Raw genomic sequence first — 19505 nt, 5'->3', positions numbered from 1 at the left:
GCCCGTCGTCCACTCGGTGGCGCTGGCCGTTCGGTCCCTGCGGACTCCACATTGGAGCCATTCGCCGCGGATGGCCGTGCCGATACCATCACCGATGGTGACCGGTCCGGTTGCCGGACCCCTCGGATCGGGCAGGTGCGTCCGGATGACAGTGTGGATGGACGACAGGTCGACGTGGCCCGGCAGCGGCCTGCTCGGCACGCTGGGCCCGGTGGAACGCGCCGCCCTGCTCCAACTCGGCCGCAGCCGCACGCACGAGCCGGGTGAGATCCTGGTCAAGGAGGGCGAGGAGCACCGGGAGGTCTACGTCCTCCTGCACGGCTACGTCAAGGTGGTCAGCAACAGCCGCGACGGTCGTTCCGTCCTGCTGGCGGTCCGGGGCCGGGGAGACCTGATCGGTGAGATCGCCGCCATGGACGACAAGCCCCGCACGGCCACCGGAGTCGCCGCCACCACCGTCGAGAGCCGGGTCATCGGCCACGGTGCCTTCGCCGCCTACCGGACCGCCCATCCTGCCGCCGAGCGGGCCATCCAGGACTATCTGCTGCGCAAGCTGCGCCAGGCCACCATGGTGCGCAGCGCCCTCAACGGTGCGCCGGTCAGCCAGCGCCTTGCCCAGGTGCTCTGCCACCTCGGCGTCAACCACGGCCGGCGGGTCGGCACCGCCACCGTGATCGACATCCCGCTCAGCCAGCGCGAGCTGGCCACCTTCGTCGGGGCGGCCGAGCCGAGCGTGCAGCGGGCGCTGGGCCAGTTTCGCCGAGCGGGGCTGCTCCTCACCCACTACCGGCGGATCGAGATCCGGGACATGCAGGCCCTCGCCACCCACGCGGCGACCGGCTGACGAGTCGGGTACCGATGACGAGCGCTGGTACGCCCCGATGTCCGGTACCCGCCGCCGCGACGGCGCGTACGCTGACGCTGAGCTGGTCCGCCGGCCGGCCCCGGGCCACCTGGTCGGCCGCCGACGACGCGGGTGACCTGCGGTACTGGGACCCGAGCCCGGACGGGACCCTGCGCTGCCACCTCGATGGGCAACCACTGACCGGCCGGTGGTGGCAGCACGGCGACGGGCCCGTGGCCGTGACCGCGTACGGCGACGGCCAGAGTCTGGAGGGCTTCCTGGCCTGCGGCCCGGTGTCGACGTCGACCCTGACCGCCGTGCTGCTCCGGCCGAGCCTCGACGGCCCCGTCACCACCCACCTCGTGCTGCGGCTGCGCATTGGGTCGGTCGGCGCACCGAAGCCGGATCCCGATGAGCCGGAGCCCTGGCCCGAGGTGGCCGGTGGTTTCGACGAGGCTGTCGGCCCGGCCCAGCCCGACGACCTGCCCTCGGACCTCCGCGTCGACGCGGTGGACCGGCACCGGCGCTGGCTGGACCGGCCGACGCTGCCCGGCCGGTGGCTCGTGATCGAGGATCCGGGCACGGCGGGGGTGGACGCCGGCCAGGCCGGCGATGCTGTGATCGACATCGGCGACCCGACGACCCTGGCGTCCGTCCGCGATCCCGCCGCGGCCGGCGGCCCCGCGGGTTCAGCCGCGTCCGGTCGGTCCGCGTGGTTCGACCCGCCCGGACTCTCGGCCCCGTCCCTCGTGCGGCTCGTCGGGAACACCGGCCTGGCCGTCGCCCTCGTCCCGGAGCGGGAGGCCGGGCCGGGCCGGGAGCGCGGCGGCTGGCGTCCGGTAGTGCTGCGCCGCGCGGCACCGGCGTCCGGCGATCCGGCCGCGCTGCGGGCGCTCGCCCTCGACCGGTACGCCGCGGGTCGCCCCCAGCAAGCCGTGCCCCTGGCGAACGCGGCGGTGTCGCACTACCTGGCCCGGCTGGACGGCCACACGCCCTCGGCCGAGTCCGCCGCCGTCGATCTGGCCCTGCTGGTGAACAGTCAGATCGTCGGGGCATTCGCGCTGCGCGACTACCCGGCCCTGCTGGACGGGCTGAGCCTCGCGGTACGCCTCACCCGGCGGCATGCCGGCAGCCCGCCCGCGCTCACCCTGCTGCGACGCCTCGGGGTGGACACCGCCGACCTGCTACGGGACCAGGCGACCCTGCTGCGCGCGGCCGCGGCCGGCCGGACCGGCCCGGACGCCACCGCCGGTCGTGCCGGTGCTGACGCCGCCGCCGACTGTGCGGCCCGACTCCGGCGGCTCGTCGCCACCGTCGTGCAGGCGCCTCCGGACGATCCCGACGCGGTCGCCTCCGCCACTGCGGCGTGCCGCGCCGCGCTCGATCGGACCGCACGGGAGCTGCGCCGGCTCGCCGCCGCCGAGGCGGCGGACGCCCGGCCGGCGCAGCCGCTCACCACGCTGCTGACCGGCACCGCCGAGCTGGCCGCATCCCGATCGGATGCGCTGCAGCGGGCGGACGTGGGCCGGGCGACCGCCGCCAGCCGACGGGCCAGCCGCGCCTCGGCCTCCCCGCTTCCCGGGTACGTCGAACGTTGGCGGGCCCTGCTGGACCGGGACTGGGACAAGATCTTCGCCGCCGAGCGGGCGGTGGGGTTCTTCGCCCGGCTGGTGGAGCTGCTGACCGACCTCGGCGACGGATGGGCGGGGCTGGTCGCGAGCGAGCAGAGCCGGGCCCGCGCGTTCGCGGACCTGCTGCGCCGGACCGCGACGACCGCTGGCGCGACAGGCGTGCCGGGGCGGCCGGTCGCGCCCGCTCTGGACGCACCGGCGCTGGCCGCGGTCCTGCGCGCGCACGGCCGCAGCGTGGTGGAGTATTTCCTGCACGACTGCCGGTTGACCGTATGGACCATCCGGGCCGACGGGACGCCCGTGACCGCCGTCCGGGTGGTCGACCCGGACGCGCTGGCCGGCGAGATAGACCGGGTCCACACCCTGGCCGAGCATCAGGCGATCCAGACCGGGCAGCGGCACGAGCTGACCGCCCTGCTGGCCCGCCTCGGCACGCTGCTGTGGACCCCGGTCGCCGCTGACCTGCTGCCCGGCGATCCGGACGAGCCGGTCACCGTCGTACCGCACGGGGTGCTGCTGCGGGTGCCGTTCCCCGCGCTGATCATGCCGGACGGAGGCCCACTCGCCACCCGGCACGCGATCGAGCTGCTTCCCGGCCTGGCCGTGCTGCCCGAGCTGCGCGCCCGCGCCCGCGTCCGCCAAGATCGGCCGGCCCGGCTGGCGGCCCTGGTCAACCCGCAACCTATGCCGCCGCACCCCACCCAGGGGATCGCCTTTCCGGCCCTCTACGGCACCGAACGCGACTTCGGTGCCATCGCCCGACAGTATCCCGGCGGGGCCCGGGTCGTGCGGGGTGCCGGGGCGAGCCTGGCCGCGCTCGTCGACCTCGCCGGGGACGCCGACGTGCTCTATCTGGCCACCCACGCGGACGCGGCCCTGGTGGAGCTGCCGGCGGATCCGGCCGCGGTGGACCGGGAAGCGTCCTCGCTGCCCTTCTTCGTCGTGGCCCGCACTGCCGACCACGACGGGATCGTCGACATGGAGGCCGTGCTGCGGCTGCGCCCGGACGCCGACCTGGTGGTACTGGCCTGCTGCCGGGGCGGGCGCGGCGCGGTCGCCGCCGACGGGGTGATCGGCATGGTCCGAGCCTTCCTGGTGAGCGGGCCCACCGCTCTGCTGACCGCACTGTGCGAGGTGGGAGAGGAAACCAGCATGCGATTTCTGTACGAGTTCCACCGGGAGTGGCTGGGCACCGGCCGGTCCGTGCCGGCCGCCGTCCGCCGGGCCCAGGTGTGCCTGATGGCGGAGGAGCCCACGGCCCCGGATCTGTGGTTGGGGTTCGTCCTGTTCGGAGCGCACCGGTGACCGCGCCCGGCCCCGGTGGGGAGGCGGCGGTGCCCGTGCGGCAGGACCTGGTCGAGTTCGAGCAGATGCTGGGCGGCGACACGATCCGGGCGGTGCCGCAGGGCACCGTGGAGTTCGGCCGGCCGTTGGCGTACGAGATCGGGCTGGAGTGCTTCCCGCCCGGCTTCCGGGCGCTAAGCGACGCCGGAGACTGGCGTTACGTACGGGTGGTGCTGCCCGTCACGATCGGCCTGCTGCCCGGCCGGCGCGAACTGACCGCAATGACCGTCGGGCTCCGCCGGGCCGCCCCGGACGCGCTGGCGCTGGATCTGGAGCCGCCCCGCCGGGTCGGCGCCGACGGCCTGCCGGCGGTGCTCGGCTCGCGGCCGTTCGGCGTGACCCCACCGCCACCGCCGGACGGGGCGGCGCTGGGCCCGGGAGTCGCAGTGGAGGTGAGCGGTCACGGCGGCGACTCGCTGGGCTGGACGCTGCGCAACGCCACCGGCGGGACGCTGCCCGCCGGCACGTACGTCCTGGGTGCGGTGCTGCGGCTGCCACCCTCGGCGACGGTCCTCTCCGGCGAGCTGTCCGCCAGCACGTCGATGCGACGGCCGTACCTGGACGCGTTCCGGCTCAGCCGGCCCCGAACCCGGCATCCCGAGCCGTTCGCCGTGCCCATCGCCGTACGCGAGCGGGGCCGTCCCGCGATCGAGGCGCGCGAACCGGCGGCAGACGAGACGCCGGAAGGTACCGGCAGCCGCCGGCTGTGCGTCGCGGCCGACGCGGAGTCGTACAGCAGCCGGGACGTACGTGGCCAGTTGGACGTGCAACGGCGGCTCGTCGAGGTCCTGGAAGCCGCCACCCGGTACGCCGGCCTGGACCGGAACCTCTGGACGACGCAGCCGCAGGGCGACGGCGAACTCGCCCTGCTGCCGCTTGGTCTCGACGAGCCCCGGGCCGTGGCCGACCTGTTGCGGGAACTGGCCGTGGCGTTGCGGCGCCTCAACCGGGGGCTGGTCCCGCAGGCGCGGCTGCGGCTGCGGGTGGCCGTGCACACCGGCATGGTCTACCCCGGCCGGAACGGCTTCGCCGGCTCCGCCGTGGTACAGGTGTGCCGGCTGCGGGACAGCGATGACCTGCGCCGTACGCTGCGCGAGGCGGCATCGGCGGACCTGGGGGTCGCGCTGTCCGAGCCGATCTACGAGGAGCTGCGGCAGCTTCCCTCGGGCCTGGCCCTGGACCGATTCGTCCGGGTGAGCCTGGACATTGCGGAGAAGAAGTTCCGGGCCGTGACGTGGCTGGGCCCGGTCGAGGCGGACTGATCACCCCCACCGGCGACATGAGCCGGGTCGGGCCGGACCAGTACCGGGCGGTGTCCGCGGTGCCCGGCGGTCGACCTGGTGGCCGCTGCCGGTGAGGCCTCAGTCGTGTGCGCCGACCTACTGGCGGGACTTGATCGCCGACGTACGCAGCGTGTCGATCGTGCCCATGTTCGTCTCGGCCCAGCGTTTGAGCTCGCGCAACGGACCGACGAGGGTGTCGCCGAGCGCGGTCAGGGAGTAGTGCACGGCGGGCGGACTCGTGGGTTCCACCCGGCGGTGGGCGAGACCGTCGTCCTCGAGTTGACGAAGGGTGTGGGTGAGCATCTTCTGGGATACGCCCGGCATCCGGCGGCGTAGCGCACCGAACCGCAGTTCCTGTTCGTCGGCGAGCAGCAACACGATCATCACGGTCCATTTCGATCCCACCCGGTCGAGCAGACGCCGCGTCGGGCAGTCGGCGTCGAAGAGGTCGCCGTGCCGCGCGGTGGTTACCTCGGAGTGACCAAGGCTGCCCGATGTGCCTTCTTCCCCGTTCACCGAAACTCTCCTAACGTTCCCAGGTAACCAATGGTAACTAGGAGTCGTGATGAGTAGCGCCACCCAGGGGTACCGGTCGACGATCGAGACGATTCAGCTCGACGATCTCCGCGTGAGCGCGCGCCGAGCCGGCACGGGAAGCCCCGTCCTGCTGCTCCACGGATTTCCGCACACCAAGGAGATCTGGCGGGAGGTGGCGCCACTGCTGGTCGCTGCGGGCCACGAAGTGCTGATGCCCGACCTGCGTGGAACGGGCGACACCCAACGGACGACGGGCGGCTACGACGCCGCGAGCCTCGCGAGGGACCAGGTCCGCCTCCTCGACGCCCTCTGTCTGCAGACGGCGCACGTCGTCGGCTTCGACGTCGGCGCCGCGCCCGGGTTCGCTCTCGCCGCCGCCCACCCCGACCGGGTGCTCAGCCTCACCATCGTCGAGGCGGTCGTCGGCGGACTCGCCGGCGCGGAGGCGTTCCTGGGCTCCGGCGGGCCGTGGTGGTTCGGGTTCCACCAGGCACCTGACGGTCTCGCCGAGAGCGTCCTGAGCGGCGACGAGGACCGCTACGTCCGCTTCTTCCTCGGCATCGGGTCCCGCGCCGGGGTCCCGGAAGACCTCGCACGACACTTCGTCCGCGCCTACACCGGACGAGACAGCCTGCGCGCGGCCTTCGAGCACTACCGCGCGATGCCCGCGAACGCGCAGTGGAACCGTTCCTGGGCCGAGCACGGCCGGCTGACCATGCCGGTGACAGCCGTCGGCGCCTCGACGGTGGGAGACGTCCCGGCGCGGCAGCTCACGCTGATCGCGGACCACCTCGACGAGCACCTGCTCCCGCACAGCGGACATCTCGTTCCCGTCGACGCCCCCGACGACCTCGCCGCGATCGTGGCGGCGACCGCGGCCCGGGCGACATCGGCTCGCGCCTGACCGCGAACGGGTACCCGGCCGACGCCGGGGAGGCACTGATCGTGGCGATGAGCTGCGGAGACCGACGATCGGGCCGGTACGGCTGGAGCGCTAGTCGGCCAACTCGACGAGCGGGAAGGCCCGGTGCCGCCGGGGCGGAATCAGGAAGTTCTGTCGGCGGGTGCAGGTCAGGAAGCGTTCCAGGCCGTTGTCCTGCTCGGCCACCCGGTGCCTGCGCACCAGGTCCACCGACGCCTGGCTGCGTCGCATCCGGGTGAAGAGGTCCGCCGTCGGCACGAAGATGCTGAAGTGCAGTTTCGGTTGGCTGCTGCCGTCCGGGGTGTCCATCGGGTCGAAGCCCGGGCCGTCCACCCGCAGGTGCATGGGGGTGCCGTCGGGTGCCCGGGAGCTGCGCTGGAGGGTGGACAGGTGACCCATCCGTCGCTCGCCCGCGGGCAGGCCGATCCCCCGGGCGGTGCGCTCGGCGTAGTCCGGGCCACGGTTGTCGGCGGGGAGGAAGGACGGTCCGCCGCCGTCGGTGAGCTGGTCGGGGTTGCCGGGGTGTACCGGCGGGGCGTGGAACATGTACTGCACCCGCTTGGTGAAGTTGCCGTTGTCGCTGGGCGGGGTGTCCGGTGCGGCCATGTCGTAGAACTGGAGCATGTCGAGGATGACGTGCGACAGGTGCTGGATGCTGCCGTTGTCGAGGTAGTCGCCGGGGCGGGCGGTGCTCAGCCGGGCCGAGGGGTGGCCGGCGAAGGTGCAGATCTCCGGGGGTCCGGAGGCGTTGACCTGCTGGTCGGAGAAGCCCATCCACATCGGTGAGTCGGGTTGGATGAACCGGGCGTACGGCAGTTGGTTCTGTTCGGCCACCGAGCGGGGCAGGCCGACCTGGGTGAACATGTGCCGGCTGGAGGTGATCGTGAGCAGTCCGGCGAAGGCTGGCGGGGGTGTCGGCCGGCCGGCGAGCGTGCCGTTGCCGTCGAACCAGGCCAGCACGTCCTGGATCACCGCCGCCCGGTCGCTGCGGAAGGTGAACAGCAGGTCGTTCGCCTCGATCCGGACCGGCACGGTGAACCGTTTCTTGGTCACCGTGGGGTTGTCCGGGTGGACGTCGGTGGGCGCGGGCACCGCCTCCTCCAGCACCGAGCGGGCCGGGTCGGCGAGCAGGCGGGGCAGGTGCGCGCCGACCAGGTCGCCGGTGAGACCGCCGGGTAGGCGGCGGAAGTAGGGCAGGCCGTAGGAGACGAAGGTCATCAGGTCCGCCGCGCCGAACGGGTAGCGCGACTCCAGGGCGGCGAGCACCCGGGCCAGTTCCCGTTGGTCGTCGCCACCGGGGGTGCGCGACAGTGCGGCGGTCAGGTAGACGGTGTGTACCGGTGGCATGACGAACGGGCCGCCGGTGGGTGAGGACTGCTCGGGTGCGCTGAACCGGGCCACGTCGAACTGGATGTCGGGCAGCCCTGCGGTCGGGTCGGGGGCGGCCGGGCGGGCCGGGGTGCGCGCGTCGGCCGAGCAGGCGGCGAGGGCTGAGGCGGCCATGGCCAGTGCGCCGCCGGCCAGCATGGTGCGGCGGCTGAGTCGGGGCTGGTCGTTCATGCCTCAGCTCGACCGGTCGAGCGCGGCGCGCAGCGCCGCGCCCAACTCCTCGTCGTCGGGGGTGGTCAGCCGCACCGCGTGCTCGGTGAGCCCGACGAAACCCTCCCGGGCCCCGCCGTTGCGGGTGGGGCTGACCAGCACCACGTCGGCGTCCCGCTCGACGTCGACGTGCCGGGTGCCCTTGGCGTAGGTGGCGTAGGAACGCAGGCTGAGGGCGTCGAGGACCGGCGCGAACGGCGACGGCCCGTTGCGCAGGTCGGGGGTGGGCACCCCGGTGCGCGAGGCGTCGAGCATGCGGGACACCGCCGCGCCCAGTTCCCGGTCGTCGGCCGGCTCGTCGAGAAGCGTGAAGGTGCCGTTGGCGATCCACATGCCGTCGCCGGTCAGCGAGGAGGAGTGCGCGACGTATCGGCCTCTGCGCAGGTCGAGTCCGGCGAGTCTGGTCATCGGTGTCCTCTGCGGGAAAGTGGGTGCCCCGGGCTGCTCGTGGGACGCCCCCGGTGGTCTATCTGATCGGGATGATCCGCACGGTCACCCCCTTCTGGGCACCGTACTGGACGATCTGGTTGAGCGCGTTCTGCTGGGCGCTGGTGGCCGCGCCGCGTTGGACGGCGATCTCCAACTCCCGGGCGGCGACCTGCCCCGGCCTGATGGTGACCCCGTCCCATTTGACGGGATTGCTCTTGGCGAAGCCGGCCGCCTTGTCGACGTAGCCCTGGAGGCGGCTGGTGAGCTGGCTGGCGCTCTGGTAGCTCTTCGCGGTGAGGTCGACGCTCTTGATGCTGGTGGCGGTGCCGTTGGCGAACCGGTCGATGGTCGGGAAGCTGCGTGGCAGGTTGCCGCCGAGTTTGGCTTCGATGGCGAGGCCGCGTTCGAACTGGTTGAGCTTCCACACCGAACTGCCGGCCTTGAGGTACGCGCCGAGGCCGCCGGTGAGTGCCCCCAGTGCGCCGCCGATGGCGAAGTCCTTCAGGGCGTCGCCCATGCTGTACTTGCGTCCGGTCAGGGCGGCCAGGCCCGCGCCGATGCCGACCGAGGAGGCGCCGCCGATCAGCGCCCCGATCAGGATCGGCACGCAGATGGGGCAGTCGCCGTTGGGGTCGGAGAGGTTGACCGGGTCGTTGAGGGCGTAGGTGTAGAGGTTGGTGCTGCCGCCGCCGAACCCGGCCGGGTCCTGGCTGAGGAACCTGCCCGTCTCCGGGCTGTACCAGCGGGCCCGGTGGTAGGTGAGCCCGGTGTCGGCGTCGCGTTCCCGGCCGGTGAACCCCTGGGTGTTGCCGCTGGTCGCGCCGCTGGTGGTGACCGCGCCGAACGGGTCGTAGGTGTAGCGGGTGGTCAGCGTGCCGGCGGAGTCGGCCAGGCCGAGCACGCTGCCCAGCGGGTCGGTGACCGGCACCCGGGTGCCGGCGGCGTCGGTGCGGGCCAGTGTCTGGTCCAGTCCGGCGGTGAGCCGGTCGGCGACCGCCGTGCCGGTCTGTTCCCGGACCAGGTTCGGGCCGTCGTAGCCGAAGGTGGTGGCGGCTCCGGCGGCGGTCCGGCTGGCCAGCCGGCCGGCGGCGTCGTAGCCGTAGGCGGTGGTCAGGCCCGGCCCGGTCACCCCGGTCAGCTCACCCCGGGCGTTCCAGGTGTAGCCGCGGACGCCGTCGCCGGTCAGGTTGCCCTCGTCGTCGTAGCTGAACGTCTGCGTGCCGCGGCCGGTCAGCCGGTTCGCCGCGTCGTAGCTGGCGGTCGGTCCGGTGGCGGGGACGGTGACCTGGGCGAGGCTGCCGGTCAGGTCCGCCACCCGACCGGTGCCGTCGTAGCCGTAGCGCAGGTCGCCGATGGGCACCCCACCGGTGGTCTCGTAGGACAGCCGGGTGAGTTGGGAGGCGGCGTCGTAGGCGTAGCGGGCGGTGATGCCGGCCTGGTCGACGCGGGTGGTGCGGCCGGCGGCGTCGCGGTGCCAGGTGGCGGTGGTGCCGCCCTGGGTGATCTGCTCGATCAGTCCGGTCGGGTCGTAGCTGTAGGAGATGGCGGGTTGGCCGGGCACGGTCATGGCGGAGCGTCGGCCGGCCACGTCGTAGCTGTAGCCGACGGTGCCGGTCGGGCCGGTGACGCTGACGACCTGGTCGAGGTCGTTCCAGCCGAGGGTGAGCAGGCCACCTGTGGAGTCGTTGATGGTGGTGAGCCGGTCGAGGGTGTCGTAGCTGAACTGTTTGGTGCTCTCGTAGGTCGGGCCGGCGGTGGTGCCGTATCCGATGAAGGTGGTGCGGCCCAGGACGTCGTACTCGGTGACTGTGGTCTTGCCGCGTCGGTCGGTGGCCGAGACGACCCGGCCGAGCACGTCGTAGGTCTGGTGGGCCTGCTTGCCGCGGGGGTCGGTGACGGTGACGGGGCGGTCCGAGCTGTCGTAGGCGACGCTGGTGCTGTTGCCGCGGGCGTCGGTGACCGTGGTCAGGTTGCCGTTGCCGTCGTAGCTGAAGGTGGTGGCCCGGCCGAGGCCGTCGGTGCTGGTGACGACCTGGTTGTCGGGGTCGTAGCGGACCTGTTCCAGGACTCCGTTGGCGTCGGTGACCGCGACCGGGCGGCCGACGGCGTCGACGAAGCTGCGGGTGGTGCGGCCCAGCGGGTCGGTCACCGCGACGAGGTCGCCGTGTTCGTAGGTGTAGCGGGTGGTGTTGCCGAGGGGGTCGGTGAATGCGGTGACCTGGCCGGCGGCGTTGTAGGTGTAGTGCCGGGTGCGGCCGGCGGCGTCGGTGGTGGCGGTGAGGTTGCCCCGGTCGTCGTACTGCATCCGGGTGGTGCGGCCCTGGTCGTCGGTGACCGAGGTGAGCTGCCGGTACGGCCCGCTGGAGGTGAGGGTGGCGGACTGGGCGGCGGCGGTGCCGGTGAGCGTGGTGAGTCCGGTGAGCTGCCCGTCGGGTCCGTATCCGAGGGTGGTGCGGCGTCCGTACGGGTCGACCAGCGCGGTCGGCAGGTGGGTTGCGGGGTCACGGGTGGTGGTCGAGGTGCGGGCGTGGGTGGTGCCGGCGGCGGTGGTCTCGGTGGTCACCCGGCCGGCGGTGTCGAAGCGGGTCTCGCGGATGCTGCCGTCGGGTTCGGTGACCGCCGTCTTCACCACCTTGCCGGCGGAGTCGGTGGTGTAGGTGAAGCCGTAGGTGACGCCGCCGGGCATGGTCTGGGTGGCGACGCGGCCGGCGGAGTCGTAGCTGTTGGTGAGGTAGGTGATGCCCCGGGCGTCGGTGACCGTGGTCATCCGGTGCGCGGTGTCGTAGGTGTAGGTGGTGGTCCGGCCGCCGGGTGAGGTGACGGTGGTGAGCCGGCCGGCGGAGTCGTAGCCGTACTGCACGGCCCGGCCGGCGTTGTCCTGGGCCCGGGTGACCCGACCGGCGGTGTAGCTGAGTTTGATCCAGCGGCCGTTGGGTGAGGTGATCTGGGTGATGTCGCCGGCCTGTCCGCCGCTTGCGCGGGTGAGGGTGATCTGGTTGCCGTGGCGGTCCCGGATGGACTGTAGCGGGGTGTTCTCCCCGAAGACGTAGACCATGCCGTCGGTGCGGACGAGGTCCCAGCCGTCGCCGTTCCAGCTCATCACCGCGTCGCGGAACGGTCCGGTGGTGTCGACGGCGGTGAACACCGCGTCGACCCAGCCGGTGCCGGGGCTGGTCCGCACGAGGTGGACCTTGCCGCTGTCCGGAAGGATCAGGTCGGCCTCGACGTACTCCTGCCTGGAGTTGATGAAGATGCCGTAGGTGAAGTTCGCGCCGATGCCGAACTCGCGGTTCTGGGTGTCGTTCTGCCGGTAGGTTCGGGTGATCGAGATGGGCAGTACGTCGTTGACGGTCAGGTCGGTGTGTTCGTCGACGAACAGGCCGCTGGCCAGGTCGACCGGGTCGCCGCCGTCGTCGCCGTCCTCGCCGGGGCCGGTGCCGGCGGGGCGTTTGCCGCTGCCGTTGAACATCGCCCCGGTGAACTCCCAGACCCGCACGTCGGGGTCGGGCATGATCTGCCGGCCGTCGGGGGTGACGGTGCCGTGGCCGTAGATGTACCAGCCGGCCTGCGCGCCGGTCACCGCGCAGACGGCGGGGGTCTTCGCCGTGGTGGTGGGCTTCTTCGGGTAGGACTTCACGGGCGTCTTGACGCAGGGCCGGCGCCCCGGGTCGTAGTCCCAGAAGTCGAGCCGGCTGCCGGGGGCGAGGCCCTGGGTGTTCGGGTAGATGATCTGGGCGCCCTTGGGCAGGATGACCGCGCCGCCGGGCTGCACGGTGAAGTAGACGGGGGTGCGTACCCCGGCCGGGAGTGGGAACGGCGGCTGGTCGACGGGCAGGGCGGTGATGGACAGTTCGGTGACCCGCTTGCCGGCCCGGTCGCGGATCACCGAGCCCTGGGGCAGCCGCACCTCGAAGCCGGGGATGGCCGGGGTGGTGATGACGGTCTGCTTGCGGGTGGGTGAGGGGAAGCGGACGCTGTTGGCGGTGTCGAGGCGGGTCATCCAGATCGGGTAACCCAGCTCGGTGGTCTCCCCCGCCCGCAGGTCCACCCCGGTTTCGAAGCGGCCGAACGCCCGGCCGGGGCGGCTCGCCGTCTTTCCGTCGATGACCAGGACGTGGTGGCCGGCGGTGAGCCCGGTGAGCAGGAACCGGCCGGTGGCGTCGGTGCGGGTGCTGCGCCGGCCCACCGTGAGGGTGACGTCGGTGAGCGGCTCGCCGTTGAGCAGCAGGGCCTGCCCGGCGAGGGCGGTGACGCCCCGGTCGGCCCGCAGTGTCGGCTGGAGGTGGCCGTGGGCGCCGGTGCGGTGGCTCGACCAGTCCTCGCCGGCGAGGTTGAACCGGTCCGGGGTCCATGCCTCGGTGGGGTCGCCGGCGGGCCGGGCCGGTGTCTTCGTCGACGGTGTCGTCCTCGCGGCGGCGGCTGCGGCCGGCAGCCGTACCTCGCCGGTGATGGTGCCGACGGTGCCTGCGGACGGGTCGACCAGGACGGTGTACGTGCCGGCCACCGGGAGGGTGACCGCGCTGAGGGTGCAGGTGTCGCCGCAGTACACGCTGCTGCCGAGGTTCGTGCCGTCCGGTTTGCGGATGACGGCCGTGGCGTTGTAGCGGCTGTAGGTGCCGGCGGTCATCGCCACGGTGACCACCTGGCCGGCGCTGCCGGGGAAGGTGAGGGTGGCGTTCTGGCCGGGAATGGTGGTGGTCAGGGTGGCTGCCGCACCGCCGGGGGTGACGGCTGCGGTGGCGTCGGCCGGGACGTCGTGGACCTGGAGGGTGACCGCGCCGGTGTACATGCCGTCGGGGTTGAGCAGGATGCTGTACGTGCCGGCCACCGGCAGGGTGACGGCGTCGAAGAAGCACGTCGCCCCGCAGTACGCGCTGCTGGTCAGGTTCGTGCCGTCCGGTTTGCGGATGACCGCCGTCGCGTTGTAGGTGCCGTAGCTGCCGGCGCTGCCCTGCACCGCGATGCGCTGCCCGGCGGTGCCGGGGAACGACAGCACCGCGTTCTGGCCGGGGGCTGCGGTGGTGAGGGTGACCGCGCTGCCGCCCGGGGTCGTGCCGGCGGCCACGTCGGCCGGGACGTCGTGGATCCGCAGTGAGACCGTGCCGGTGTACATGGCGTCGGGGTTGAGCAGGATGCTGTACGTGCCGGCCACCGGCAGGGTGGTGACGTCGAAGAAACACGTCGCCCCGCAGTACGCGCTACTGGTCAGGTTCGACCCGTCCGGCTTGCGCACGATCGCCGTCGCGTTGTAAGTGCCGTACGTGCCGCCGGTGCCCTGCACCACGATCCGCTGGCCCACCGCGCCGGTGAAGGACAGCACCGCGTTCTGCCCCGGCGCGGTGGTGGTCACCGGTACGGCCGGGCCGCCGATGGTGGTGCCGACCGTCGTGTCCGTCGGCACGTCGTAGACCCGCAGGGTCACCCCGCCGGTGTACATGGCGTCGGGGTTGAGCAGGATGCTGTACGTGCCGGCCACCGGCAGGGTGGTGACGTCGAAGAAACACGTCGCCCCGCAGTACGCGCTACTGGTCAGGTTCGACCCGTCCGGCTTGCGCACGATCGCCGTCGCGTTGTAAGTGCCGTACGTGCCACCGGTGCCCTGCACCACGATCCGCTGGCCCGCCAGGCCGGTGAAGGACAGCACCGCGTTCTGCCCGGGGGCGGTGGTGGTGAGGGTGACGCCGGCTCCGCCGGGGGCCGTGTCGGCGGTGACGTCGGCCGGCACGTCGTGGACCCGGACGGTGAGCGCGCCGGTGTAGGTGGATGCCGGGTCGATCAGGATGCTGTACGTGCCGGTGACCGGGAGCACCGTCGTGTCGAACAGGCACGTCGCCCCGCAGTACGTGCTGCTGGTCAGGTTCGACCCGTCCGGCTTACGCACGATCGCCGTCGCGTTGTAGGTGCCGTACGTGCCGCCGGTGCCCTGCACCAGGATCCGCTGGCCTGCGGTGCCGGGGAACGTCACCACGGCGTTCTGTCCGGGGCTGACGGTGGTGACGGTGACCGGGTCGCCGCCGGGGGTGGTGCTGACGGTGGCGTCGACGGGCACGTCGAACACCTGGACGGTGAGGCTGCCGACGGCTGCCGCCGCCGGGTCGACCAGCATCGTCCAGGTGCCGGCCGTGGCCAGGGACACCGAGCTGAACGAGCAGCTCGTGGTGCAGGAGGAGGAGCTGACCGTGCTGCCGTTGGGTGCGCGCAGCGTCGCGGTCACGCTGCCGCCGCCGAACGCGCCGGCGGTGAGGCTGACGGTGACGACCTGCCCAGCGGTGCCGGGGAACGACACGACGGCGTTCTGGCCCGGGACGGTGGTGGTCACCGACACCGCCGCCCCGCCGGGAGTGGTGGTCGCGGTGGTGTCGGCGGGCACGGCGTACGCCCGGGCGGTGAGCGTCCCGACGGCGGTCGTCCTCGGGTCGACCAGCAGCGTGTAGGTGCCGTCGACCGGCAGGGTGGTGGTGTCGAGGAAACACGACGTGCCGCAGGAGGTGTTCGACACGACGGTGCTGCCGTCGGGACGCCGCAGCGTCACCGCCGCCTCGGACGAGCCGAACGTTCCACCGGACAGCTGCACCGCCACCCGCTGCCCCGCGCTCGCCGGGAACGACACGACCGCGTTCTGCCCCGGCACGGTGGTGGTCACCGACACCGCCGCCCCGCCGGGGGTGGTGGTCACGGTGGTGTCGGCGGGCACGGCGTGCACCCGGGCGGTGATGGCGCCGACGACCGTGCCCTTCGGGTCGACCAGGATGGTGTAGGTGCCGGCCACCGGCAGCGCGGCGGTGTCGAGGAAACACGACGTGCCGCAGGAGGTGTTCGACACGACGGTGCTGCCGTCGGGACGCCGCAGCGTCACCGCCGCCTCGGACGAGCCGAACGTTCCACCGGACAGCTGCACCGCCACCCGCTGCCCCGCGCTCGCCGGGAACGACACGACCGCGTTCTGCCCCGGCACGGTGGTGGTCACCGACACCGCCGCCCCGCCGGGGGTGGTGTTGGCGACCGCGTCGTTGGGCAGGTCGTAGACGCGGGCGGTGATCGCGCCGAGGGTGGTGCCGGTCGGGTTGACCAGCACGGTGTATGTGCCGGTGGTCGGGAGGGTGATCGCGGTGAACGAGCAGCCGGTGCCGCAGTAGTTCTCGCTGACCAGGGTGGAGCCGTCCGGGGCGCGTAGGGTCACGCTGGCGTCGTAGGTGCCGAAGGTGCCGCCGCTGAGGGTGACCGAGACGACCTGCCCGGCCGTGCCGGGGAAGGTGATGGTCGCGTTCTGGCCCGGGACGGTGGTGGTGACCGACACGGCCGCCCCGCCGGGGCTGGTGGTCGCCGAGGCGTCGGCCGGCACGTTGTGGACCTGGACGGTGGCCTGGCCGAGGTAGGTGGTGTCCGGGTTGAGCAGGATGGTGTAGGTGCCGTCGACCGGGAGGGTCACCGTGTCGAAGAAGCACGACCCGCCGCAGTACGCGCTGCCGGTCAGCGTCGACCCGTCCGGCCTGCGCACCACCGCCGACGCGTTGTACGTGCCGTACGTGCCACCGGTGAACTGCACCGACACCCGCTGCCCGGCGGTGCCGCCGAACGCGACCACGGCGTTCTGGCCCGGGACGGTGGTGGTGACGGTGACCGGGGCGCCGCCTGGGCTGGCGGTCGCCGTGGCGTCCGCCGGCACCAGGTGGACCTGCACCGCGGCCTGGCCGACGGTGACCCCGTCGGGGTTGAGCAGGATGGTGTAGGTGCCGTCGACCGGGAGGGTCACCGTGTCGAAGAAGCACGACCCGCCGCAGTACGCGCTGCCGGTCAGCGTCGACCCGTCCGGCCTGCGCACCACCGCCGACGCGTTGTACGTGCCGTACGTGCCACCGGTGAACTGCACCGACACCCGCTGCCCGGCGGTGCCGGCGAACGCGACCACGGCGTTCTGCCCGACGGTGGTGCTCACGGTGACCGCGCCGGCCCCGGGGGTGGCGGTCGTCGTCGTGTCGGCCGCAACGTCGTGGACCTGCACGGTGACCGCGCCGATGTAGCTGGTGTCGGGGTTGACCAGGATGGTGTAGGTGCCGTCGACGGGTAGCACGGTGGTGTCGAAGAGGCACGACTGGCCGCAGTATCCGCTGCCGGTCAGGTGGGAGCCGTCCGGTTTGCGCACCACCGCCGATGCGTTGTAGGTGCCGTACGTTCCGCCGGTGAGTTGGACGAGGACCCGCTGGCCGGCGGTGCCGGGGAACGAGATGACGCTGTTCTGGCCGGGCACCGTCGTGGTCGCCGTGACCTGCGGGCCGCCGGGTGTGGTGGCCGCCGTGGCGTCGGCGGGCACGTCGTACACCTGGACGGTGATCGCTCCGGTGGTGGCGGTCTGCGGGTCGACGACGAGGGTGTAGGTGCCCTGGGTCGGCAGGACGGTGGTGTCGAGGAAGCAGGCGGTGCCGCAGGAGCCGTTGGAGACGACCGTGCCGCCGCCCGGCTTGCGCAGCGTCACGGCGGCGTTGTAGGTGCCGTAGGTGCCGCCGCTGAGTTTGACCGAGACCCGCTGTCCGGTGCTGCCGGCGAAGGTCACGGCGGCGTTCTGCCCCGGCACGGTGGTGGTGACGGTGACCGCTTCGCCGCCGGCCGTGGTGTCGGTGGTGGCGTCGGCCGGCACCTCCCGTACGGTCGCGGAGATCGAGCCGGTGGCCGTGCTCGCCGCCGCCAGCAGCAGCGTGTACGTGCCCGCCGTGTGGGCCGTGACCGTGTCGATGAAGCCGGTGGCCCCGACGCACCCGGCCGACGTCGCGGTACGCCCGAACGGGTCGAGGAGTTTGGCGGTGGAGATGCCGCAGGAGCCGAAGGTGCCGTCGGCGAGTTGCACGCTCGCCCGTTGTCCTTCGGTCAGGTCGAACACGACAAGCGCGATGTCGCCCGCGCTGGGGATCGGCACGGAGGTGGTGACGCCGAGCGCGACCCGGGCGGTGTGCGCCACGTCGGCCACGGTGTAGGGGGCGGGCGCGACGAACACGTCGGCGGCGCTCTGTCCGCTGCCGTGGGCGGTGCGGACGCCGATGCGGCCGGAGGCGACGCCGGTGGGGACCTCGACGGTCAGGTTGCCGGAGGCGACGGTCGAGGTGAAGGCGCGGGTGCGGTTGAGGGTGACGGCATTGTCGGCGGTCTGGGCGGCGAAGCCGGTTCCGGTGACGGTGACGGTGCTGCCGGGAGTCACGACGGAGGGCGTCACGGCGGTGACGGTGGGCGCGGACTCGTCGGGCCCGGTGACCACGAAGGACTGTGGGCTGGTCGCGGTGGCCCCGCCGACGGTGACGGTGACCAGGCCGGTGGTCGCTGCGGCGGGGACCCGGGCGACCAGACGCCGGCCGGTGGCTGTGGTGACGGTGGCGGGGACGCCGTTGAACGCGACGGTGTTCTCGGTCGCCACGGTGGAGAAGCAGCCACCTTCCAGGGTCACCTCGGTGCCGACGGCGGCGCGGGCCGGCACCACCGACAGCAGGGCCAGGGCGGGGGTGCCGTCGTTGCTGACCGAGGTGGTGTTGCCGGTGGGGTCGTACCGGTAGCGGGCGGTCCGGCCGCCCTGGTCCTGTACCCCGGTCAGTTGTCCGGCGGCATCGTAGGCGTAGCCGATGGAGTCGCAGGAGACCGAGGCCGGCACCATGTTCGGCAGGTCCGCCCGGACGGCGAAGGCCAGCAGCAGAACGAGGGTGGCGAGCGTCGCGGTGGCGCGCAGCCGGGCGCCTGCCCAGACCCTCGATCGGATGGTGCGGCGGTCGAGCGGTCCCGACATGCTGCCTCCTCAGACGCAACTTCTGGTGGCAAGATAGGCGAGATCCATCAACCGAAGTAGATGGCGGGGTGAACAGCGCATCCCTTAGGTAGATCACCCACGGTGATTTGGTCTTCCACCGGCAGAAACGGTCTGTCGTCCCGCCGGGGGTGTCGGCTATAGGACAGTTGATTGTGTAGTCCGATCACGGGCAAAAGTGGGCAGGTCAGGGCTCTGCCGATTGATGAGGGATGGTCAGCACTGGCACCGTATGCGGCATGAACGGTCGACGTGTCGGCTCGGAGGGGATATAAGGCATGACAGAGCGACACTCGTGCATCCTCGACCGGCCGTGGCCGGCCCGCGCGACCGTGCCGGCCCGCCACCCGGCGGAGTTCGACCAGCAACCGAAACCGCGTCGGCCGCGCCCGCACGCCGATCCGCGCGGCCCAGCGGGAACGGCGACCGGCCGGTGAGCAGGCCGCCGGACCTGGTTGCCGCCGAGTACGTGCTGGGCAGCGTGGTGGTCGAGCGGATGCCCTGGTAAGCGGCGGACTGGCTCGCCGAGGGGCACGACGGGCCGGCCCTGCGTGAACTGGCCGGACTCGACGGCACCGACACCCGACTGGTGGGCGAACTGCTGCCCGCCGCCCTCGCCGAGGTGGGCGTAGGCGTTCCGTCCGCGGCGGAAGCGGCGGACACCTGGCTGGCCACGCTGGCGCAACGACTGGTCGACGGTGAGATCGACGAACGCACCGTCAGCGAGTGCGCCTCCGCCTTCGTCTCCGAGCATGGGGACCTCGACGAGATCCGGCACAGCCCGTTCACGGACCTGCTCGTGCTGGTCGACCAGTGGGATCAGGACGGGGGACGCGGCAACCAGGAACTGGCGGCTTCGGTCCGCCGGCTGTGCCGTGACCACCTTTCCCGCGTGCCGGCTCCGTCGGGGGGTGACCTCACGAGCGTGGCCATGGCAGCGCGGCGCGGCGAACGGTCGGCCTTCGCCGGCTGCTCAACGCCTGGGATGTCGTAGGCGTCCACGACCCACGGACGAACGTCGACGAGTACGACTGCCTGATCGCACCGCTGCTGTCGAGGCTGACCGCCGGTGCCGGCGCGGAGGATCTTGGCTCGTACCTGTCGGCGGAGATCCGTGGCCACTTCGGGATGA

General features: G+C 72.6%; 9 protein-coding genes. 5 read left to right on the top strand and 4 right to left on the bottom strand.

Going from position 1 to position 19505, the window contains the following annotated elements; genetic code table 11:
• The first annotated feature begins 145 nt into the window (after positions 1–145).
• Genes Q2K16_RS01060 through Q2K16_RS01050 form a run of 3 tightly spaced genes read left to right on the top strand, consistent with a single transcriptional unit; the run spans position 146 to position 5081 of the window.
• Positions 146–844, top strand: coding sequence for a Crp/Fnr family transcriptional regulator (locus Q2K16_RS01060; protein WP_302742989.1), 699 nt, complete (start codon positions 146–148; stop codon positions 842–844).
• Positions 845–858: 14 nt separating this feature from the next.
• Entirely contained in the window at positions 859–3780 is a 2922-nt protein-coding gene (locus Q2K16_RS01055; protein WP_302742988.1) for a CHAT domain-containing protein, read from the top strand.
• Entirely contained in the window at positions 3777–5081 is a 1305-nt protein-coding gene (locus Q2K16_RS01050) for a nucleotidyl cyclase domain-containing protein (RefSeq protein ID WP_302742986.1), read from the top strand. Before Q2K16_RS01055 ends, Q2K16_RS01050 begins: the two co-directional genes overlap by 4 nt.
• 117 nt (positions 5082–5198) lie before the next feature.
• Here the strand turns inward: Q2K16_RS01050 and Q2K16_RS01045 are convergent, their stop codons facing one another.
• Positions 5199–5618, bottom strand: coding sequence for a winged helix-turn-helix transcriptional regulator (locus Q2K16_RS01045; protein ID WP_302742984.1), 420 nt, complete (start codon positions 5616–5618; stop codon positions 5199–5201).
• A gap of 112 nt (positions 5619–5730) precedes the next feature.
• Between Q2K16_RS01045 and Q2K16_RS01040 the strand changes: the two genes are divergently transcribed.
• On the top strand, positions 5731–6543 hold the full coding sequence (locus Q2K16_RS01040; RefSeq protein ID WP_302742982.1) for an alpha/beta fold hydrolase: 813 nt from the start codon (positions 5731–5733) through the stop codon (positions 6541–6543).
• A 90-nt stretch (positions 6544–6633) separates the two neighbouring features.
• Here Q2K16_RS01040 and Q2K16_RS01035 read toward each other — a convergent pair whose 3' ends face one another.
• From Q2K16_RS01035 to Q2K16_RS01025, 3 genes are read right to left on the bottom strand one after another with little or no spacing between them, the layout of a single operon-like run.
• The gene (locus Q2K16_RS01035) at positions 6634–8121 is read right to left on the bottom strand and encodes a DUF7405 family protein (protein ID WP_302742981.1); all 1488 of its coding nucleotides are present in this window, start codon (positions 8119–8121) and stop codon (positions 6634–6636) included.
• Positions 8122–8124: 3 nt separating this feature from the next.
• Positions 8125–8568: a contact-dependent growth inhibition system immunity protein gene (locus Q2K16_RS01030; protein WP_302742980.1), complete on the bottom strand. Its 444-nt coding sequence runs from the start codon at positions 8566–8568 to the stop codon at positions 8125–8127.
• Between the two features lie 58 nt (positions 8569–8626).
• The gene (locus Q2K16_RS01025) at positions 8627–18355 is read right to left on the bottom strand and encodes a pre-peptidase C-terminal domain-containing protein (RefSeq protein WP_302742979.1); all 9729 of its coding nucleotides are present in this window, start codon (positions 18353–18355) and stop codon (positions 8627–8629) included.
• Between the two features lie 607 nt (positions 18356–18962).
• Here Q2K16_RS01025 and Q2K16_RS01020 point away from each other — a divergent pair.
• The gene (locus Q2K16_RS01020; RefSeq protein WP_302742978.1) at positions 18963–19367 is read left to right on the top strand and encodes a hypothetical protein; all 405 of its coding nucleotides are present in this window, start codon (positions 18963–18965) and stop codon (positions 19365–19367) included.
• The last annotated feature ends 138 nt before the right edge of the window (positions 19368–19505 follow it).

Source organism: Micromonospora cynarisoli (assembly GCF_030518815.1).
GTDB classification, from domain to species: Bacteria; Actinomycetota; Actinomycetes; order Mycobacteriales; family Micromonosporaceae; genus Micromonospora; species Micromonospora wenchangensis.
This window is presented reverse-complemented; position numbering and strand designations above follow the sequence as displayed.